The 15,208-nt window shown below is 70.8% G+C and carries 13 protein-coding genes; 7 read left to right on the top strand and 6 right to left on the bottom strand.

The window, feature by feature from the left end; all coding sequences use genetic code 11:
• Positions 1-78 precede the first annotated feature (78 nt).
• Positions 79-2,700 carry a valine--tRNA ligase gene (locus AB0G28_RS28560; protein WP_361095488.1) on the bottom strand — a complete coding sequence of 874 codons (2,622 nt, stop codon included), beginning with the start codon at positions 2,698-2,700 and terminating at the stop codon, positions 79-81.
• Between the two features lie 57 nt (positions 2,701-2,757).
• Between AB0G28_RS28560 and AB0G28_RS28555 the strand changes: the two genes are divergently transcribed.
• From AB0G28_RS28555 to AB0G28_RS28535, 5 genes are all read left to right on the top strand, one after another.
• Positions 2,758-3,051 (top strand): hypothetical protein, encoded by a 294-nt coding sequence (locus tag AB0G28_RS28555; protein ID WP_361095485.1) that lies wholly within the window; start codon positions 2,758-2,760, stop codon positions 3,049-3,051.
• A gap of 47 nt (positions 3,052-3,098) precedes the next feature.
• Positions 3,099-4,115, top strand: coding sequence for a hypothetical protein (locus tag AB0G28_RS28550; RefSeq protein WP_361095483.1), 1,017 nt, complete (start codon positions 3,099-3,101; stop codon positions 4,113-4,115).
• A 74-nt stretch (positions 4,116-4,189) separates the two neighbouring features.
• Positions 4,190-4,627, top strand: coding sequence for a MarR family transcriptional regulator (locus tag AB0G28_RS28545; protein ID WP_361095480.1), 438 nt, complete (start codon positions 4,190-4,192; stop codon positions 4,625-4,627).
• A 62-nt stretch (positions 4,628-4,689) separates the two neighbouring features.
• Positions 4,690-6,012: an MFS transporter gene (locus AB0G28_RS28540; protein ID WP_361095478.1), complete on the top strand. Its 1,323-nt coding sequence runs from the start codon at positions 4,690-4,692 to the stop codon at positions 6,010-6,012.
• 4 nt (positions 6,013-6,016) lie between these two features.
• Positions 6,017-8,323, top strand: coding sequence for an FdhF/YdeP family oxidoreductase (locus AB0G28_RS28535; protein WP_361095475.1), 2,307 nt, complete (start codon positions 6,017-6,019; stop codon positions 8,321-8,323).
• Positions 8,324-8,326: 3 nt separating this feature from the next.
• On the opposite strand, the gene AB0G28_RS28530 is transcribed toward AB0G28_RS28535, so the two are convergent.
• Positions 8,327-8,851, bottom strand: a complete 525-nt coding sequence (locus tag AB0G28_RS28530; protein ID WP_361095472.1) for a hypothetical protein — start codon at positions 8,849-8,851, stop codon at positions 8,327-8,329.
• A gap of 328 nt (positions 8,852-9,179) precedes the next feature.
• Complete coding sequence (locus AB0G28_RS28525) at positions 9,180-10,601, bottom strand: LCP family protein (protein ID WP_361095600.1); 1,422 nt, start codon at positions 10,599-10,601, stop codon at positions 9,180-9,182.
• 208 nt (positions 10,602-10,809) lie between these two features.
• On the opposite strand from AB0G28_RS28525, the gene AB0G28_RS28520 reads away from it, so the two are divergent.
• A complete protein-coding gene (locus AB0G28_RS28520; protein ID WP_361095469.1) occupies positions 10,810-11,304 on the top strand; it encodes an RICIN domain-containing protein in 495 nt (164 codons plus the stop codon).
• Between the two features lie 43 nt (positions 11,305-11,347).
• Here AB0G28_RS28520 and AB0G28_RS28515 read toward each other — a convergent pair whose 3' ends face one another.
• Both AB0G28_RS28515 and AB0G28_RS28510 read right to left on the bottom strand, forming a co-directional pair.
• On the bottom strand, positions 11,348-11,476 hold the full coding sequence (locus AB0G28_RS28515) for a hypothetical protein (protein ID WP_361095466.1): 129 nt from the start codon (positions 11,474-11,476) through the stop codon (positions 11,348-11,350).
• Entirely contained in the window at positions 11,476-12,831 is a 1,356-nt protein-coding gene (locus tag AB0G28_RS28510) for an OFA family MFS transporter (RefSeq protein ID WP_361095463.1), read from the bottom strand. Before AB0G28_RS28510 ends, AB0G28_RS28515 begins: the two co-directional genes overlap by 1 nt.
• Before the next feature lie 104 nt (positions 12,832-12,935).
• Here AB0G28_RS28510 and fdhD point away from each other — a divergent pair, with 104 nt between their 5' ends.
• Positions 12,936-13,760, top strand: a complete 825-nt coding sequence (gene fdhD, locus AB0G28_RS28505; RefSeq protein WP_361095460.1) for a formate dehydrogenase accessory sulfurtransferase FdhD — start codon at positions 12,936-12,938, stop codon at positions 13,758-13,760.
• Here fdhD and AB0G28_RS28500 read toward each other — a convergent pair.
• The gene (locus AB0G28_RS28500; RefSeq protein WP_361095457.1) at positions 13,757-15,196 is read right to left on the bottom strand and encodes a carotenoid oxygenase family protein; all 1,440 of its coding nucleotides are present in this window, start codon (positions 15,194-15,196) and stop codon (positions 13,757-13,759) included. The two genes, fdhD and AB0G28_RS28500, sit on opposite strands and share 4 nt — an antisense overlap.
• Positions 15,197-15,208 lie beyond the last annotated feature (12 nt).

The following is a 15,208-nucleotide window of genomic DNA, read 5'->3' as shown; positions in this document are numbered from 1 at the left end:
CACTTCCGGCCGACTTCCCACCTCGGCATGACGAAGCCCGGCACCTCAGGCGACGGTGCCGGGCTTCGATCCACAACCTCAGGAAGCCGGGAGCGCCGCCAACCGGGCCGTGATCCGGTCGATGTCCGCCACCGCGGTCTCCTTGCGGGTCTTGATCTTCGCCACCACCTGCTCCGGGGCCTTCGCGATGAACGCCTCGTTGCCGAGCTTGGCCTCCGTCTGCGTCAGCTCCTTTTGGGCCGCCGCCAGGTCCTTCTGCAGGCGCTTGCGCTCCGCCTCGACGTCGACCGTGCCGGAGAGGTCCAGCTCCACCGTCACCACGCCGTCCGCCAGGGCCACCTCCAGCGACGCGCTCGCCGCGAAGTCGTCCGAAGCGGGCGTCAGGCGCACCAGGGAGCGGACCGCTTCCTCGTGGCCGCCCGTGTAGCCCGCGAGCCGCGCCGCCACCTTCTGGCCCGGCTTCAGGCCCTGGTCCGCGCGGAACCGGCGGATCTCCGTCACCAGCTTCTGGACGTCCGCGATCCGGGTGTCCGCCACGGCATCGGCGTACCCGGGCACAGCAGAAGGCCACGCGGCGATCACCAGGGACTCGCCACCCGTCAGCGCCGTCCAGAGCTTCTCCGTGATGAACGGGATGAACGGGTGCAGCAGCCGCAGCACCGTGTCCAGCACGTGCCCCAGGACCGACCGGGTCGCCGAGACGCGCGCGTCGTCTCCTTGGTACAGCTGGACCTTCGCCAGCTCCAGGTACCAGTCGCACAGCTCGTTCCAGGTGAACTGGTAGAGCGCGCCCGCCACCTTCGCGAACTGGAAGTCCTCGAACAGATCGTCCACTTCGGACACCAGCGCGCCGAGCCGGCCCAGGATCCAGCGGTCCGCTTCCGTCAAAGCGGAAGCATCAGGCAGCGGCGAAGCGACCGAAGCGCCGTTCATCATCGCGAACTTCGTCGCGTTCCACAGCTTCGTGCAGAAGTTGCGGGAGCCCGCCGCCCACTCGTCGGCCAGTGCCATGTCCGCGCCCGGGTTCGCCCCGCGGGCCAGGGTGAAGCGGGTCGCGTCCGCGCCGTAGGCGTCCATCCACTCCAGCGGGTCGATCACGTTGCCGCGCGACTTGGACATCTTCTTGCCCTGCGCGTCGCGGATCAGGCCGTGCAGGTACACGTGGTCGAACGGCTGCGCGCCCTTCATCTGGTGCACGCCGAACATCATCATCCGGACGACCCAGAAGAACAGGATGTCGTAGCCGGTCGACAGCACGCTCGTCGGGTAGAACTTGGCCAGGTCCTCCGAAGGCGACGGCCAGCCCAGCGTCGACATCGGCCACAGGCCCGAGGAGAACCAGGTGTCCAGGACGTCCGGGTCCTGCGTCCAGCCCTCGCCGGACGGCGGCTGCTCGTCCGGGCCGACGCAGACGACCTCGCCGTCGGGGCCGTACCAGACCGGGATGCGGTGACCCCACCACAGCTGGCGCGAGATCGTCCAGTCGTGCATGTTGTCGACCCAGTCGAAGTACCGCTTGCCCAGCTCCGGCGGGTGGATCTTCGTCCGGCCGTCGCGAACGGCGTCGCCGGCCAGCTTGGCCAGCTCCTCGACCTTGACCCACCACTGCAGCGACAGCCGCGGCTCGACGACCGTGTCGCACCTCGAGCAGTGCCCGACCGCGTGCACGTACGGCCGCTTCTCGGCGACGATCCGGCCCAGCTCGCGCAGCGCGGCGACGATCGCCGGGCGCGCCTCGAACCGGTCGAGGCCCTCGAACGGCCCGGCCGCGGTGATCTCGGCGCGCTCGTTCATGATCGTCAGCATCGGCAGGTCGTGCCGGCGGCCGATCTCGAAGTCGTTCGGGTCGTGCGCCGGGGTGACCTTCACCGCACCGGTGCCGAACTCCGGGTCGACGTGCTTGTCGGCCACGATCGGGATGCGGCGGCCGGTCAGCGGCAGCTCGACCTCGGTCCCGACCAGGTGCGCGTACCGCTCGTCGTCCGGGTGGACGGCGACCGCGGTGTCGCCCAGCATCGTCTCGGCGCGGGTGGTCGCCACGACGATCGCGTTGTCGCCGTCGCCGTAGCGGATCGAGACGAGTTCGCCGTCGTCGTCGTTGTGGTCGACCTCGATGTCCGAGAGCGCCGTCTGGCAGCGCGGGCACCAGTTGATGATCCGCTCGGCCCGGTAGATCAGGCCCTCGTCGTAGAAGTTCTTGAACACCGTCTGGACGGCCTTCGACAGGTTCTCGTCCATGGTGAACCGCTCGCGCGACCAGTCGACGCCGTCGCCGAGGCGCTTCATCTGGCCGAGGATCTTGCCGCCGTACTCGGCCTTCCACTCCCAGACGCGCTCGACGAAATTCTCGCGGCCCAGGTCGTGGCGGGAAAGGCCCTCGCCGGCCAGCTGGCGCTCGACGACGTTCTGCGTCGCGATGCCCGCGTGGTCCATGCCCGGCAGCCACAGCACCTCGTAGCCCTGCATGCGACGGCGGCGGCTCATCGCGTCCATCAGGGTGTGGTTGAGGGCGTGGCCCATGTGCAGCGAACCGGTGACGTTCGGCGGCGGCAGTACGATCGAGAACGGCGGCTTGCCCGACCCGGCGTCCGCGGTGAAGTAGCCGGCGGCTACCCAGCGGTCGTAGAGGGGTGCTTCCTCTTCGGCCGGGTTCCAGGAGCCCGGGAGGTCGGTGGTCTGCTGCGGAGCGTTCTCGGTCACAATGGACAAGTCTACGAACCCGTCACGGCGGGTCACCCAGGGGGAAGGCACTCTCGGATGGCACAGCCTCAGCAGCCGCAGGATCCGGACGACCGGCGCCTGGAGACGCACCCGGACCTGATGAACCCGGACTGGCGGAAATACGCCGAACGAGACGCCTGGCTGGGCGCGAAGAAGGACCTCAAGAAGCGCCGCAAGCGCGAGCGCCGCACCGGCGGGTACCAGCAGCCGGGGCGGAGCCGCTGGCCGGGCGTGCTGGCCCTGCTCATCGTGGTCGGGCTGGTCGCCGCGGCGATCATCGTGCACCAGCTCCAGGGCGTCGGCGTCAACGAATTCGCGTATTTCGGGTAACGCTCGTCCCCCGCGGCCGATGATCAGACGTCGGCTTGGGGGGACACATGGACGAGGAAAACCTGCTCGACTCGCACCCGGACCTGATGGACCCGGAGTGGCGCAAGCACGCGCAGACCGACGCGTGGCTGGGTTCGAAGAAGGACCGCAAGCAGTTCCGCAAGCAGCAGCGGCGCGCCGCACGCGGCCCGCGCGGGCGGTGGTGGGTGTTCGCGCTGTTCGTCGCGATCCTCGCCGTGACCACGGCGGCGATCGTGCTGGCCGGGCGGCGCCCGGCCCCGGAAACCGCCGTCGGCCCGGTCACGACCGCGCCCACGTCGGTGAACCCGACATCGGTCGCCCGGGTCGCGCACGTCGACCTCAAGCACGCGTACGCGCGGACGCCGGCCGACGTCTGGAAGAAGGGCATCGACGGGGTCGCCTCCCCGGCCCCCGCCGCGGCCGGGTCGTTCACCGCCGCACAGGTCGGCGACGCCTACGCCAAGGTCAAGCAGGTGATCGCGGCCGGCAGGCTCGACCCGGCGGTGCTCGACCGGCACGACACCGCGGCCTTCCTGGCCCTCTTCGCCAAGGACGTCCAGGCCGACATCGGCAAGACCCTGGCGGCGAAGCCGGACTTCTCCGGCTACGTGACCGAGCTGGCCGACGGCTACCACCTGCTCGACCAGGGCCCGCGCACGCTCGGCTCGATGACCGCGAGCCCCGGTCAGAAGCCCGGTGAGCTGGTCGTCGACGTGAAGTACGTGGTCGCCTACGCGTTCGACTCCCCACACCCGGACAGCCTGACCGGGCCGTGGGAGATCGTCAGCTTCGTGCGGTCGGACGAGCGCTACGTGGTCCGCCAGGGCAAGGGCTTCGCGGCGGGCAGCCGCGGTCTGTGGCCCGACAACGGCGGCGGCACCTTCTACGAGTCCATCGGCTGCGAAGCGCTCAAGCAGGGGTATCTCGCGCCGGGGTACGCCAACCCCGACGACGCCGGGCTCCCCGGCGAGGAGAAGGAGGTCCCGGGCGCGTACGACCCGAACCTCCCGCTGCCCGACGTCCACGGCTGCCCGGAAAGCTGAGTTCACAAAGCCACCCCCGGCGAGCCACGTCCCGCCCAGATGCACAGTCTGGACTGAACAGTTAGACTGTGTGCATGGGCGAAGTATCTCCGCACGTCGCCGAGAGCGCCGGCTGGATCCGCGCGGTCGTCGGGCAGCTGCACCGGCGGCTGCGCCAGGTCGACAACGCCGGCATCCTCACGCCTTCGCAGTCCGCCGTGCTCAACCGGCTCTATCGCGAAGGACCGGCCACGCAGGGCGAGCTGGCCGCCGCCGAGCACGTCCGGCAGCAGTCGATGGCCGCCACCCTCGGGGTCCTCGACGAGCTGGGCTACCTCGCCCGCACCCCCGACCCGGCCGACCGGCGCCGCGTGGTGATCAGCCTCTCCGCCGACGGCACCGACACCGTGCGCGGCATCCAGCGGCACCGCGACGAGTGGCTCGCCCAGGCGCTGGCGGACGAGCTGTCCCCCGCCGAGCTCGACGCCGTCACCCGCGCGCTACCGCTGCTGCAGCGCGTTGCCCAGCACTAGGAGTCCTCACGACCACCGTCACCGCTCCCGCCAAGTTCGGCGCCCGCCTGGTCACCCCGCTGGTGGCCGGCGCGGTGCTCAACCCGATCAACTCCACGCTCATCGCCGTCGCGCTCGTGCCGATCGGGCACAGCTTCGGCGCCGGTCCCGGCCAGACCGCCTGGCTCATTTCGGCGCTGTACCTGGCCACCGCGGTCGGGCAGCCGGTGGTCGGTCTGCTGGTCGACCGCTACGGCGCCCGCCGCGTCCTGCTCGGCGGCGCGACGCTGGTGATCGTCGCCGGGATCGCGGGCATGATCCCGATCTCGGTGGGCTGGCTGACGGGCGTCCGGGTCGTGCTCGGCCTGGGCACGTGCGCGGGGTTCCCGGCCGCGATGGCCGTGCTGAGGCACCACGCCGAAGCGACCGGGCAGGGCGTGCCCGCGCGCGTGCTGTCGGTGCTGGCGATGTCCGCGCAGACCATCATGGTGATCGGCCCGACGCTGGGCGGGGTGCTCATCGGCCTCTTCGGCTGGCCCGCGATCTTCGCCGTGAACATCCCGCTCGCCGGGCTGTCGCTGGTGCTGGCGCTGCTGTGGGTGCCGAAGGACGACCGCGGCGAGCGCACCGCCACCCGGATCGACGTCCTCGGCATCGCGCTGTTCTCCGCGACCCTGCTCGCGCTGCTGTTCTTCCTGATGAACCCCGGCGCGGACCTCTGGCTGCTCGCCGTCGTGGCCGCCTCCGGGACCGCCTTCACGCTGGTGGAGCTGCGCCGCGGTGCGCCGTTCCTCGACCTGCGGATGCTCGCGGCCAATGGCGCGATCCTGCGCACCTACCTGCGGCAGTCGCTGAGCTTCATGGCCATCTACGCGATCATGTTCGGCTACGTGCAGTGGCTGGAGACCGCGCGCGGGCTGAGCGAAGAAACCGCCGGGCTGATGCTCCTGCCGATGTCGGGCACCGCCGTCTGCGCCGCGGCCTTCTCCGGGCGCGCGTCCGGGATCAAGGCGCGGCTGGTCATCGTCGCCGTCGCGCTGGCCGGCGGCTCGGCACTGCTGCTGTTCGTCCACGACGGCACCGGCGTCGGCGCGCTGCTGGCGCTGGCCGCGTTGTTCGGCCTCGCCCAGGGCCTGACCAGCGTCGCCAACCAGACGACGCTCTACCGCGAAGCCCCCGCCGAGCAGATGGGCACCGCGAGCGGCCTGTTCCGCACCGCCCAGTACCTCGGCGCGATCGTGGCCTCCACGCTCATCGCGCTCTGCTACGGGCCGCACGCCGACTCCGCGGGCCTGCACCGGCTCGCCCTGGCCCTGATCGCCATCACCGGCCTCCTGTTCGTGGTCACCGTCGCCGACCGGGGACTGACCCCTGTTGCCGCGCGCGATCATCGAAGCGGACGATGAACGCATGACCCGTGAAGCGCCGGCACAGGACGTGGACGAGACCCGCCTCGAGGTGGGCAAGCCGAAGGGCTGGGCGGCCGGGATTCCCGGCGTCGCCGTGTCGCTCGCGCGCAGCGTCGAACAGATGGGCACCGGCCGGACGATCAAGGCGCTGCGGCTGCTGAACCAGCGCGAGGGCTTCGACTGCCCCGGCTGCGCGTGGCCGGAGCCGCGGGAGGTCGACGGCGAGCACCGCAAGCTGGCCGAGTTCTGCGAGAACGGCGCCAAGGCCGTCGCCGAGGAAGCCACGAAACGGCGCGTCGGCCGGGAGTTCTTCGCCGCCCACCCGGTTTCCGAGCTGCGGGGGAAGACCGACTACTGGCTGGGCCAGCAGGGCCGGATCACGGAGCCGTTCGTGCTGCGCGCCGGCGCGACGCACTACGAGCCGATCTCCTGGGACGCCGCGTTCGAGCTGGTCGCGGGCGAGCTCAAGGCGCTGACCGACCCGAACGAAGCGATCTTCTACACCTCGGGCCGCACCAGCAACGAAGCCGCGTTCCTCTACCAGCTGCTGGTGCGCTCCTTCGGCACCAACAACCTGCCGGACTGCTCCAACATGTGCCACGAGTCCTCGGGCGCGGCGCTGTCGGCCACCACCGGTGTCGGCAAGGGCTCGGTGAGCCTCGCGGACATCCACCAGGCCGACCTGATCGTCGTCGTCGGGCAGAACCCGGGCACCAACCACCCGCGGATGCTCTCGGCGCTCGAAGAAGCCAAGGGCAACGGCGCGAAGATCATCGCGGTCAACCCGCTGCCCGAGGCCGGGCTGATGCGGTTCAAGAACCCGCAGAACGTCCGCGGCGTCGTCGGCAAGGGCACGCCGCTGGCCGACGAGTTCGCCCAGATCCGCCTCGGCGGCGACCTGGCGCTGTTCCAGGCCGTCGGCCACCTGCTGCTGGCCTGGGACGCCGAAGCGCCCGGCGCGATCGTCGACCGCGCGTTCGTCGAGCAGGCCACCGAGGGCTTCGACGACTACGCGAAGCACCTGCGCGAGATCGACTGGACCGACGTCGAGCGCGCGACCGGCCTCCCGCGCGAGCAGGTCGAACGCGTCGCGCGGATGATCGCCTCCTCCGAGCGCACCATCTACTGCTGGGCGATGGGCCTCACCCAGCACAAGCACGCGGTGCCGACGATCTCCGAGATCGCGAACCTCGCGCTGATGCGCGGGATGATCGGCAAGCCCGGCGCGGGCCTGTGCCCGGTGCGCGGGCACTCGAACGTCCAGGGCGACCGGACGATGGGCATCTGGGAGAAGATGCCGCAGTCGTTCCTCGACGCCCTCGCCGCCGAGTTCGGCATCGACGTCCCCCGCGAGCACGGCTGGGACACCGTCGACGCGATCCGCGCGATGCGCGACGGCCGCGGCAAGGTGTTCTTCGCCGTCGGCGGCAACTTCGCGTCGGCGACGCCGGACTCGGAGCTGACCGAGAAGGCGCTGAGCTCGTGCGCGCTGACCGTGCACGTCTCGACGAAACTGAACCGTTCACACGTCGTCCCGGGCCGCGCCGCGCTGATCCTGCCCACGCTCGGCCGCACCGAGCGCGACGTCCAGGCGAGCGGCGAGCAGTTCGTCACGGTCGAGGACTCGATGTCGCAGGTGCACACCTCGCGCGGGCGCCTGAAGCCGGCGAGCGAGCACCTGCTGTCCGAGGTCGCCATCATCTGCCGGCTGGCCGAAACGCTGTTCGGCGCCGGGCACGCCGTGCCGTGGCGGACGTTCGAGACCGACTACGACCTGATCCGCGACCGGATCTCGCGGGTCGTGCCGGGCTGCGCCGACTACAACCGGCGCGTCCGCGAGCCCGACGGGTTCGTCCTGCCGCACGCGCCGCGCGACTCCCGCGAGTTCACCGGCACGGCCAACGGCAAGGGCAACTTCACGGTGTCGCCGCTCGAGTACCCGCAGGCACCCGAAGGCAGGCTGCTGCTGCAGACCATGCGCAGCCACGACCAGTACAACACCACGATCTACGGGCTGTCCGACCGCTACCGCGGCATCGAGAACGCCCGCCGCGTGGTGCTGGTCAACCCGGACGACCTGGCCGCGCTGGGCCTGGCCGACGGCGCCGTGGTCGACCTGGTGTCCGAGTGGCGCGACGGCGACCGCCGGGCCCCGGCCTTCCGGGTCGTCGCGTACCCGACGGCGCGCGGCTGCGCGGCGGCGTACTTCCCGGAGGCGAACGCGCTGGTGCCGCTGGACTCGGTCGCGGACAAGTCGAACACGCCGGTGTCGAAGGCGATCGTGGTCCGGCTCGAACCGCGCCCCTGAAAATCAGCCCTGGAAGTCGCGCTGCAGCGTGTTCGCCATGTCCGTGACCACGGCCTGCACGTTGTCCAGGGTCGCGGGCGGGATCAGCGCGGCCTCGGTGCCGCCGTCGGCGATGACCAGGCCCAGCACGACGTTGCCGGTGCGCACGGCGGCCCACTGCTCGGCGAACCCGGCCTCGTCGCCGACCCCGGTGGCGAGCCGGACGCCCGAGTGGTCGCCGAGCGCGTCGGTCATCAGCTGGCTGGCCTTGGTGGCGGCCTGGTCGGCGTCGGCGTCGGTGAACCGCACGACGGCGATCGTGACCAGCCGGTAGTCCTCCAGGTCGGGCTTCCCGCCGCCGAGGTCCCGGGCGAACAGGCGCTTGCAGTGGGTGACGTCGGTGCCTTCGCCGGGCTGGTCCTCCGGCACGACCTTGGCGTCGGCGGTCTTGATCGAGTCGGGCGGGATCTCGACGGTCCCGGGCGCGAGCTGCGCCGCGGCGTTGGGGCCGGGCAGCCGGCAGGCGTCTATCGCGCCGGGGTAGTGCACCGAAGCGGACGCCGACTGGCATCCGGCAGAGAGAACGGCTGTAGCGAGGATCGGCAAGATCCACCCACCGCGGGCGACGCTGCTGCGCATAAATTCCGGACTTTCCGTATTCCTTGAAATTGTCTTTCCGGAGCGCTCACCGGTCGGGTGAACTTCCCGCGCCGTCGGCCGGTAGGGCCGCCGACGGTCCCCGCACCCTGCCTCACCAGGGCCACAGCGTCAAGACCAGTGACCCGCGTGGTCCACCGTGGTCCAGCGGGCGGAAAGCGGTCCGGCCCTCACGGAATTCCGGGGAGAATTTCCAGGAATCAAACGGAAATGGTGATGATCAATACACGCAGGCGACTCCGTCCGAAGTGATCGGCTCGTCGCCGGCACCCGCGGGCGCGCCCCCGCCGCCGTCCGCCACGCCGGGACCGGAGTACACCGTGCCGAGGATCACCTCGATGTGGCCGGCCGGGACCGACGCGGACTGCTGCGTCGCCAGCCCGCCGAGCAGCTTGGCGACCTCGGCGCCGCGCTCGGCGAGGTCCGGGCCGAAGCGCACCAGCGACGTCCGCCGCGTGGCGGACGTCTTGGGCGTGCCCTGGGCGAACCCGTGCTGCTCCAGGAACCCGCCCACGCGGGCCGCCAGCCCCTCCCTGGGGCTCGCGTTGGAGACGTCGACGGTGACCGGGGCGGCGGCCGGGGTCTGCGTCTTGGGCGCGGCGGAGCCGATCAGGCTCGCGGCGAAGGCCTTCACCGCGGCCGGGTCGACCTGCACCGCCGTCGCCCGCGGGTTGTTCTTCGGGTCGTACCGGTAGTCCACGTTGACCACGGGGATCGTCGCGAACTGGATCCCGCCGCCGCTGACTCCGCGCATCTGGGCGACGAAGTCGAGCAGGTTCCAGGAGTTGTCCAGCACCACCGAGCGCTTGACCGCGTCGATGAGGTCCGAGAGCTTCCCCGGGTCGGCCAGCGTGCCCGCCGAGAGCACCTGCCGCGCCAGCCCGGCGAGGAACACCTGCTGGCGCCGGACCCGGGCGAGGTCGGTGCCGGGGAGGCCGTCGCGCTGCCGGACGAAGGCGAGCGCGTCCGCCCCCGAGATGCGCTGCTGCCCGGCCGGGAAGTCCGCGCCCGAGTTCTGGTCCTTCGTGGCTTCCTTCAGGCAGACGTCGACGCCGCCGACGGCCTTGCTGATCTCGTAGAAGCTGAGCAGGTTGACCTCGGCGTAGTGGTCGATCTTGACGCCGGTGAGGTCTTCGACCGCCTGGCGCGTCGCCCGCCGCCCGGCCGTGAGCGCGCCCTGCTCGATCTTCGCCTTGTCCGTTTCCCCCGCGGTGCGCAGCCGCCTTGCCTCGGCGGCCTTCGCGCGCCCGAACGCGGAGTTGATCTTTCCCTTGCCGCCGGGCATCGAGACGTAGCTGTCCCGGGGGATGGAAAACGCTTTCACCTCTTTGGTGCCGTTCGGGATCCGCAGCACCATCAGGGTGTCGGTGAGGTCGTCGCCGTTGGCGCCGACCCGCAGTTCACGCAGCATGTCCGGCGCCAGCGGCTTGCCCTGCATGTCGCTCCGGGAATCCCGCCCGACGAGCAGGACGTCGAGCGAGCCGTCGGCGGGCTGCTCGCCCGGCTTCGTCTCACCCGGCCCGTCGATGACGTTGTCGCGCGGCACGTCGTCGAGGGAGCGGAGGTTCGCGTAGCCGTACGCCGTGCCGCCGAAAACGACCAGGGCGAGCCCGGCGACGACGATCTTCCCCAGTGGATGCACGCCCTGAAGACGCCCGGGCACCGGAGTCTGCTGCACGCGTGAGGCAGGTCACAGCGACCTCCGGCGCAACGCGCTGACCGGAACGGAGCAGCAGCCGTGATCATCCGGTGAACGCCCGGTGAAATCGATCTTGACCCCGGTTCCGCGGCGCCGCAACGTCCCTAGACTCGCCGCCACCGGATTCCGTTACCAGCACTGGGGGTTCTTCATGATTCGGTCAGCCAGGCTCGCCGCCGTCGCCGGAATCGCCGCGGCGGCTTCCCTCGCCGTCACCGGCCCCGCCGAAGCGGCGACCTACTCGAACATCCTCAACTACAACAGCGGGCTGTGCCTGTCGGTCGCGGGCGGCGGCAGCACGGCCAACGGCGCCAAGGCCATCCAGTGGACCTGCAACGGCGGCGGCGAGCAGGCGTGGGCGTGGTCCGGCCACCGGCTGGTCAACTACAAGAGCGGCAAGTGCCTCTCGGTCTCCGGCGGCGGCAGCACCGCCAACGGCGCCGAACTCGTCCAGTGGACCTGCAACGGCGGCGCGGAACAGGACTGGTACCCGAGCAGTTACCGCCTGGTCAACGGCAAGAGCGGCAAGGTCGCGTCGATCGAGGACGGCGGCAGCACCCGCGCCGGCGCGAACGTGATCCAGTGGTCCGACAACGGCGGGCCGGAGCAGTACTGGACCTTCCGCGACGCGATCATCGACGCCTGAGAGCCGGCGGCGCCCGGTGCTCGGAGCACCGGGCGCCCCCGCCCTAGCCGAAGAGCTGCACCAGCTTCAGGAACAGCTGGTAGACGCCGTAACCGAACGGCAGCACGACCCACGCCCACGCCAGCACCATCAGCGGCACGCGGTTCGGCCCGGTGGTTTCCTCCTCCGCCATCACGCCTCACTCCTCGCGGCCGCGCCCGCCGTGACGGGCTCGTGGAACTTCTCCTTGACCGGCCGGACCAGTTCGTTGGCCACGAAGCCGACGACGAGCAGGCCGATCATGATGTAGAACGACATCGTGTAGAGATCGGGGCCCGCCTTGCCCGCCGCCTTTTCGCCGTCGGCGATCCGGTTGACGATCAGCGGGCCGAGCACGCCGGCCACCGACCACGCGGTGAGCAGCCTGCCGTGGATCGCGCCCACCTGGTAGGTGCCGAAGAGGTCCTTGAGGTAGGCCGGGACCGTCGCGAACCCGCCGCCGTAGAACGAAAGGATCACCATCGCGCACAGGATGAACACGAGCTTCGACGAGTTCTGCGTCAGCGCGATCACCAGGTACAGCAGCGCGCCGGCGCCGAGGTAGGTGCGGTAGATGTTCTTGCGCCCCACCAGGTCCGAAGTGGACGACCAGACGAACCGGCCGAGCATGTTGCACAGCGACAGCAGTGCGACGAACCCCGCCGCCGCGGCGACGCCCACCGGCGTGGAGGTGCCCTTGAAGAAGTCCTGGATCATCGGCGACGCCTTCTCCAGGATGCCGATGCCCGCGGTCACGTTGAAGCACAGGACGACCCAGAGGCACCAGAACTGCGGGGTCTTGATCGCGTTGGCGGCCGAGACGTTCGCCGTGGTGATCATCGCGGCGCCGTGGTCGGTCTTCAGCTCCCAGCCCGCCGGCTTCCAGCCGTCGGCCGGGACCCGCACGAGCAGCCAGCCGAGCGACATGAACACCGCGTAGACGACGCCGTGGATCAGGAACGCCGTCGCGATGGTGCCCGTGTCCGGCGAGGTGCCGAGCATCGACGACGACCACGGCGACGCGATCAGCGCGCCGCCGCCGAAGCCCATGATCGCGATGCCGGTGGCCATGCCCGGCCGGTCCGGGAACCACTTGATCAGCGTCGACACCGGCGAGATGTAGCCGATGCCCAGGCCGATGCCGCCGACCCCGCCGTAGCCGAGCACGACGAGCCAGTACTGGCCGGTGGCCACGCCGAGCGCCGAGATCAGGAAGCCGGTGCTGAAGCAGCACATCGACACGAACATCGCCCAGCGGGGACCGTTGCGCTCGACGAGCGTGCCGCCGAAGGCCGCCGACAGCCCGAGCATCACGATGCCCAGCTGGAACGGCAGCGCGCTCTGCGTGCCGGTCAGGTGAAGCGTTTTCTCCAGCGGCGGCTTGAAGACGCTCCACGCGTAGGCCTGGCCGATCGACAGGTGCACCGAGAGGGCCGCCGGCGGCACGAGCCAGCGCGTCCAGCCTGGGGGTGCCACGGTCCGGGATCGGTCGAGGAAGCCGAGAGCCATCGAGTCCCCTCCGTACTCTGATGAGTGATGCAGGGAATGTATTACCAAAAACCCGATGTTGCACCATACGAGTGTCAAACTTTCGGGCAGTGAAGGGTGGGCCGATGGGCAGGGTGACCGTGCGCAGGCCGGTGCGGCGGATCTCCGCGACCGGGGACCGGCGCCGCCCCGACGCGCTCGCCGCCGAAGAGCCCCTGGAACTGCGCGTCGGCGGCAAGGCGCTGGCGGTCACCATGCGCACGCCCGGGCACGACGTCGAGCTGGCCCACGGCTTCCTGCTGTCCGAGGGCGTGATCGGCGGCCGTGAGGACATCGCGGTCGCCCGCTACTGCGACGGCGTCGACGACCAGGGCCGCAACACCTACAACGTGCTCGACATCGCGCTCGCCGACGGCGTGCCGCCGCCGGACACCGGCGTCGAGCGCAACTTCTACACCACCTCTTCGTGTGGCGTCTGCGGCAAGGCGGCGCTCGACGCGGTCAAGCTCCGCACCCGCTTCTCCCCGGCCGCGGCCGGGTTCTCGGTGAAGAGCGAAACCCTGTCCGGCCTCCCGGACGCGTTGCGCGCCCGGCAGAAGGTGTTCGCCAGCACCGGCGGCCTCCACGCGGCCGCGCTGTTCACCCCGGACGGTTCGCTCGATGTCGTCCGGGAGGACGTCGGGCGGCACAACGCGGTCGACAAGGTGCTCGGCTGGGCGGTCCTGGAAGGCCGGATCCCCGCGTCCGGCCACGGCCTGCTGGTGTCCGGGCGAGCGTCGTTCGAGCTGGTGCAGAAGGCGGCGATGGCCGGCATCGGGCTGCTGGCCGCGGTGTCGGCACCGTCGTCACTGGCGGTCGAGCTGGCGGAGGAGAACGGCATGACCCTGGTCGGCTTCCTGCGCGGCGACTCGATGAACCTCTACACCGGCGACCACCGCATCCTGACCTAGGCCGACGCAACCCAGTTGCCGTGGAAGCCGTTGGGCACACGGTCCGGCAGGTGGATCGCGGCCACGGTCTCCAGCGTCTCCGCGTCCAGCACCGTGAGGTCGCTGCGCTGCGTCGCCGGGTCGAAGACGAAGCCCAGCAACACGCCGTCGTCCTCGGCCGCCTCCTCGTGGCGGGGCACGAACACGAACTCGCCCGGCTGCCTTCCCCCGCCGAACGCGCGCTCGGCGCGTGAGCCGGTGTGGAAGTCGTGCTTGAACAGCGAGCCGCCCGGGTCCGCGCCGCCGTCGGCCGACATCGCGTAGCCGTAGCGGTGGCGGCGGCCCACCAGGCGCTCGTCGACGCGCGGGAACTCCTGGCCGCGGTCGTCCAGCCGCTCCTCCAGGACCTTGCCCGCGGCGAGGTCGACGGTCCAGCGATCCAGCGTCGGCCCACCCTCGTCCGGGCCGTGCAGCTGCGTGTCGAACATCTTCGGGTGGCGCACGACGTCGAGCACGACGCTGTCACCGTCGTCGTAGGCGTTGAGCGGGTGGAAGACGTAGCACGGCTCGACGTCGAACCAGCGGACGTCGCCGTTCCCGCCTTCGCGGGGCATCACGCCGATCCGCGCCGGGTACTTCGGGTTCCAGCGGTAGGGCAGGCCGCCGTTCGCGCCGATCTTGCGGGCCATCATCGCGGTTACCGGGTCCGGCACGCGGACCTTGCCGATCATCGCGGACATCACCAGCTTGGCCGGCGTCCGCAGCGCGCCCGGCACGCCGGCGGAGACCGCCATGTCGGCGTTGAACGTCACCGGCAGGTCGTAGAACACGACGTGGTTTTCGGTCAGGGAGAAGTCGTGCATCATCGGCGACCCGGTGACCTCGACGTCGACCGTCCGGCGGACGCGGCCGTGCGTGTCGATCACCGAGTACTGGACCTTGTTGCCCCCGCCGAAGAAGTACGAGACGGCGTGCAGCTCGCCGGTGCGCGGGTCGCGCTTGGGATGGGCGGTGTAGCCGCCCGGCAGCGTGCCGTCGAAGTCGCAGCGGCCGACGGTGTCGAGCTCGTCGGTCAGCTCGTAGATCGGCGCGCCCGCCTCGACCAGGGCGAGGGTCTTGCCCGCGTGGCCGATGACGTTGGTGTTGGCGCCGAGCGCGTCCAGCCCGCAGAACCGGCTCGCGTCCTCGCCGTTCAACGCCGCCGCGACGGCGGGGTTGCGCACCCACCGGTTCCGGTACCACTCGGCTTTCCCGTCGCGCAGGCGCACACCGTGGACCATGCCGTCGCCCATGAACCAGTGGTAGGCCGCCGGGTCCACTTCGGACAGCGGGTTGGGGCCGTTGCGCAGGTACCGGCCGTCGAGGAACTCGGGGATCCGCCCGGTGACGGCGAGCTCGGTGATCGTGTGCTCCCGGCTGACCGGGGCGAAGTTTCCTTCGAGGAACTTGTTGCCCATGATTTGACCCCT

Source organism: Amycolatopsis sp. NPDC021455 (assembly GCF_040640995.1).
Classification (GTDB): Bacteria; Actinomycetota; Actinomycetes; order Mycobacteriales; family Pseudonocardiaceae; genus Amycolatopsis.
This window is presented reverse-complemented; position numbering and strand designations above follow the sequence as displayed.

Coding starts and splice junctions, on each gene's coding strand:
- AB0G28_RS28550 (WP_361095483.1), top strand. CDS start 3,099: ATGGACGAGGAAAACCTGCTCGACTCGCACCCGGACCTGATGGACCCG.
- AB0G28_RS28555 (WP_361095485.1), top strand. CDS start 2,758: ATGGCACAGCCTCAGCAGCCGCAGGATCCGGACGACCGGCGCCTGGAG.
- fdhD (WP_361095460.1), top strand. CDS start 12,936: ATGGGCAGGGTGACCGTGCGCAGGCCGGTGCGGCGGATCTCCGCGACC.
- AB0G28_RS28515 (WP_361095466.1), bottom strand. CDS start 11,476: ATGGCGGAGGAGGAAACCACCGGGCCGAACCGCGTGCCGCTGATGGTG.
- AB0G28_RS28545 (WP_361095480.1), top strand. CDS start 4,190: ATGGGCGAAGTATCTCCGCACGTCGCCGAGAGCGCCGGCTGGATCCGC.
- AB0G28_RS28535 (WP_361095475.1), top strand. CDS start 6,017: ATGACCCGTGAAGCGCCGGCACAGGACGTGGACGAGACCCGCCTCGAG.
- AB0G28_RS28520 (WP_361095469.1), top strand. CDS start 10,810: ATGATTCGGTCAGCCAGGCTCGCCGCCGTCGCCGGAATCGCCGCGGCG.
- AB0G28_RS28510 (WP_361095463.1), bottom strand. CDS start 12,831: ATGGCTCTCGGCTTCCTCGACCGATCCCGGACCGTGGCACCCCCAGGC.
- AB0G28_RS28500 (WP_361095457.1), bottom strand. CDS start 15,196: ATGGGCAACAAGTTCCTCGAAGGAAACTTCGCCCCGGTCAGCCGGGAG.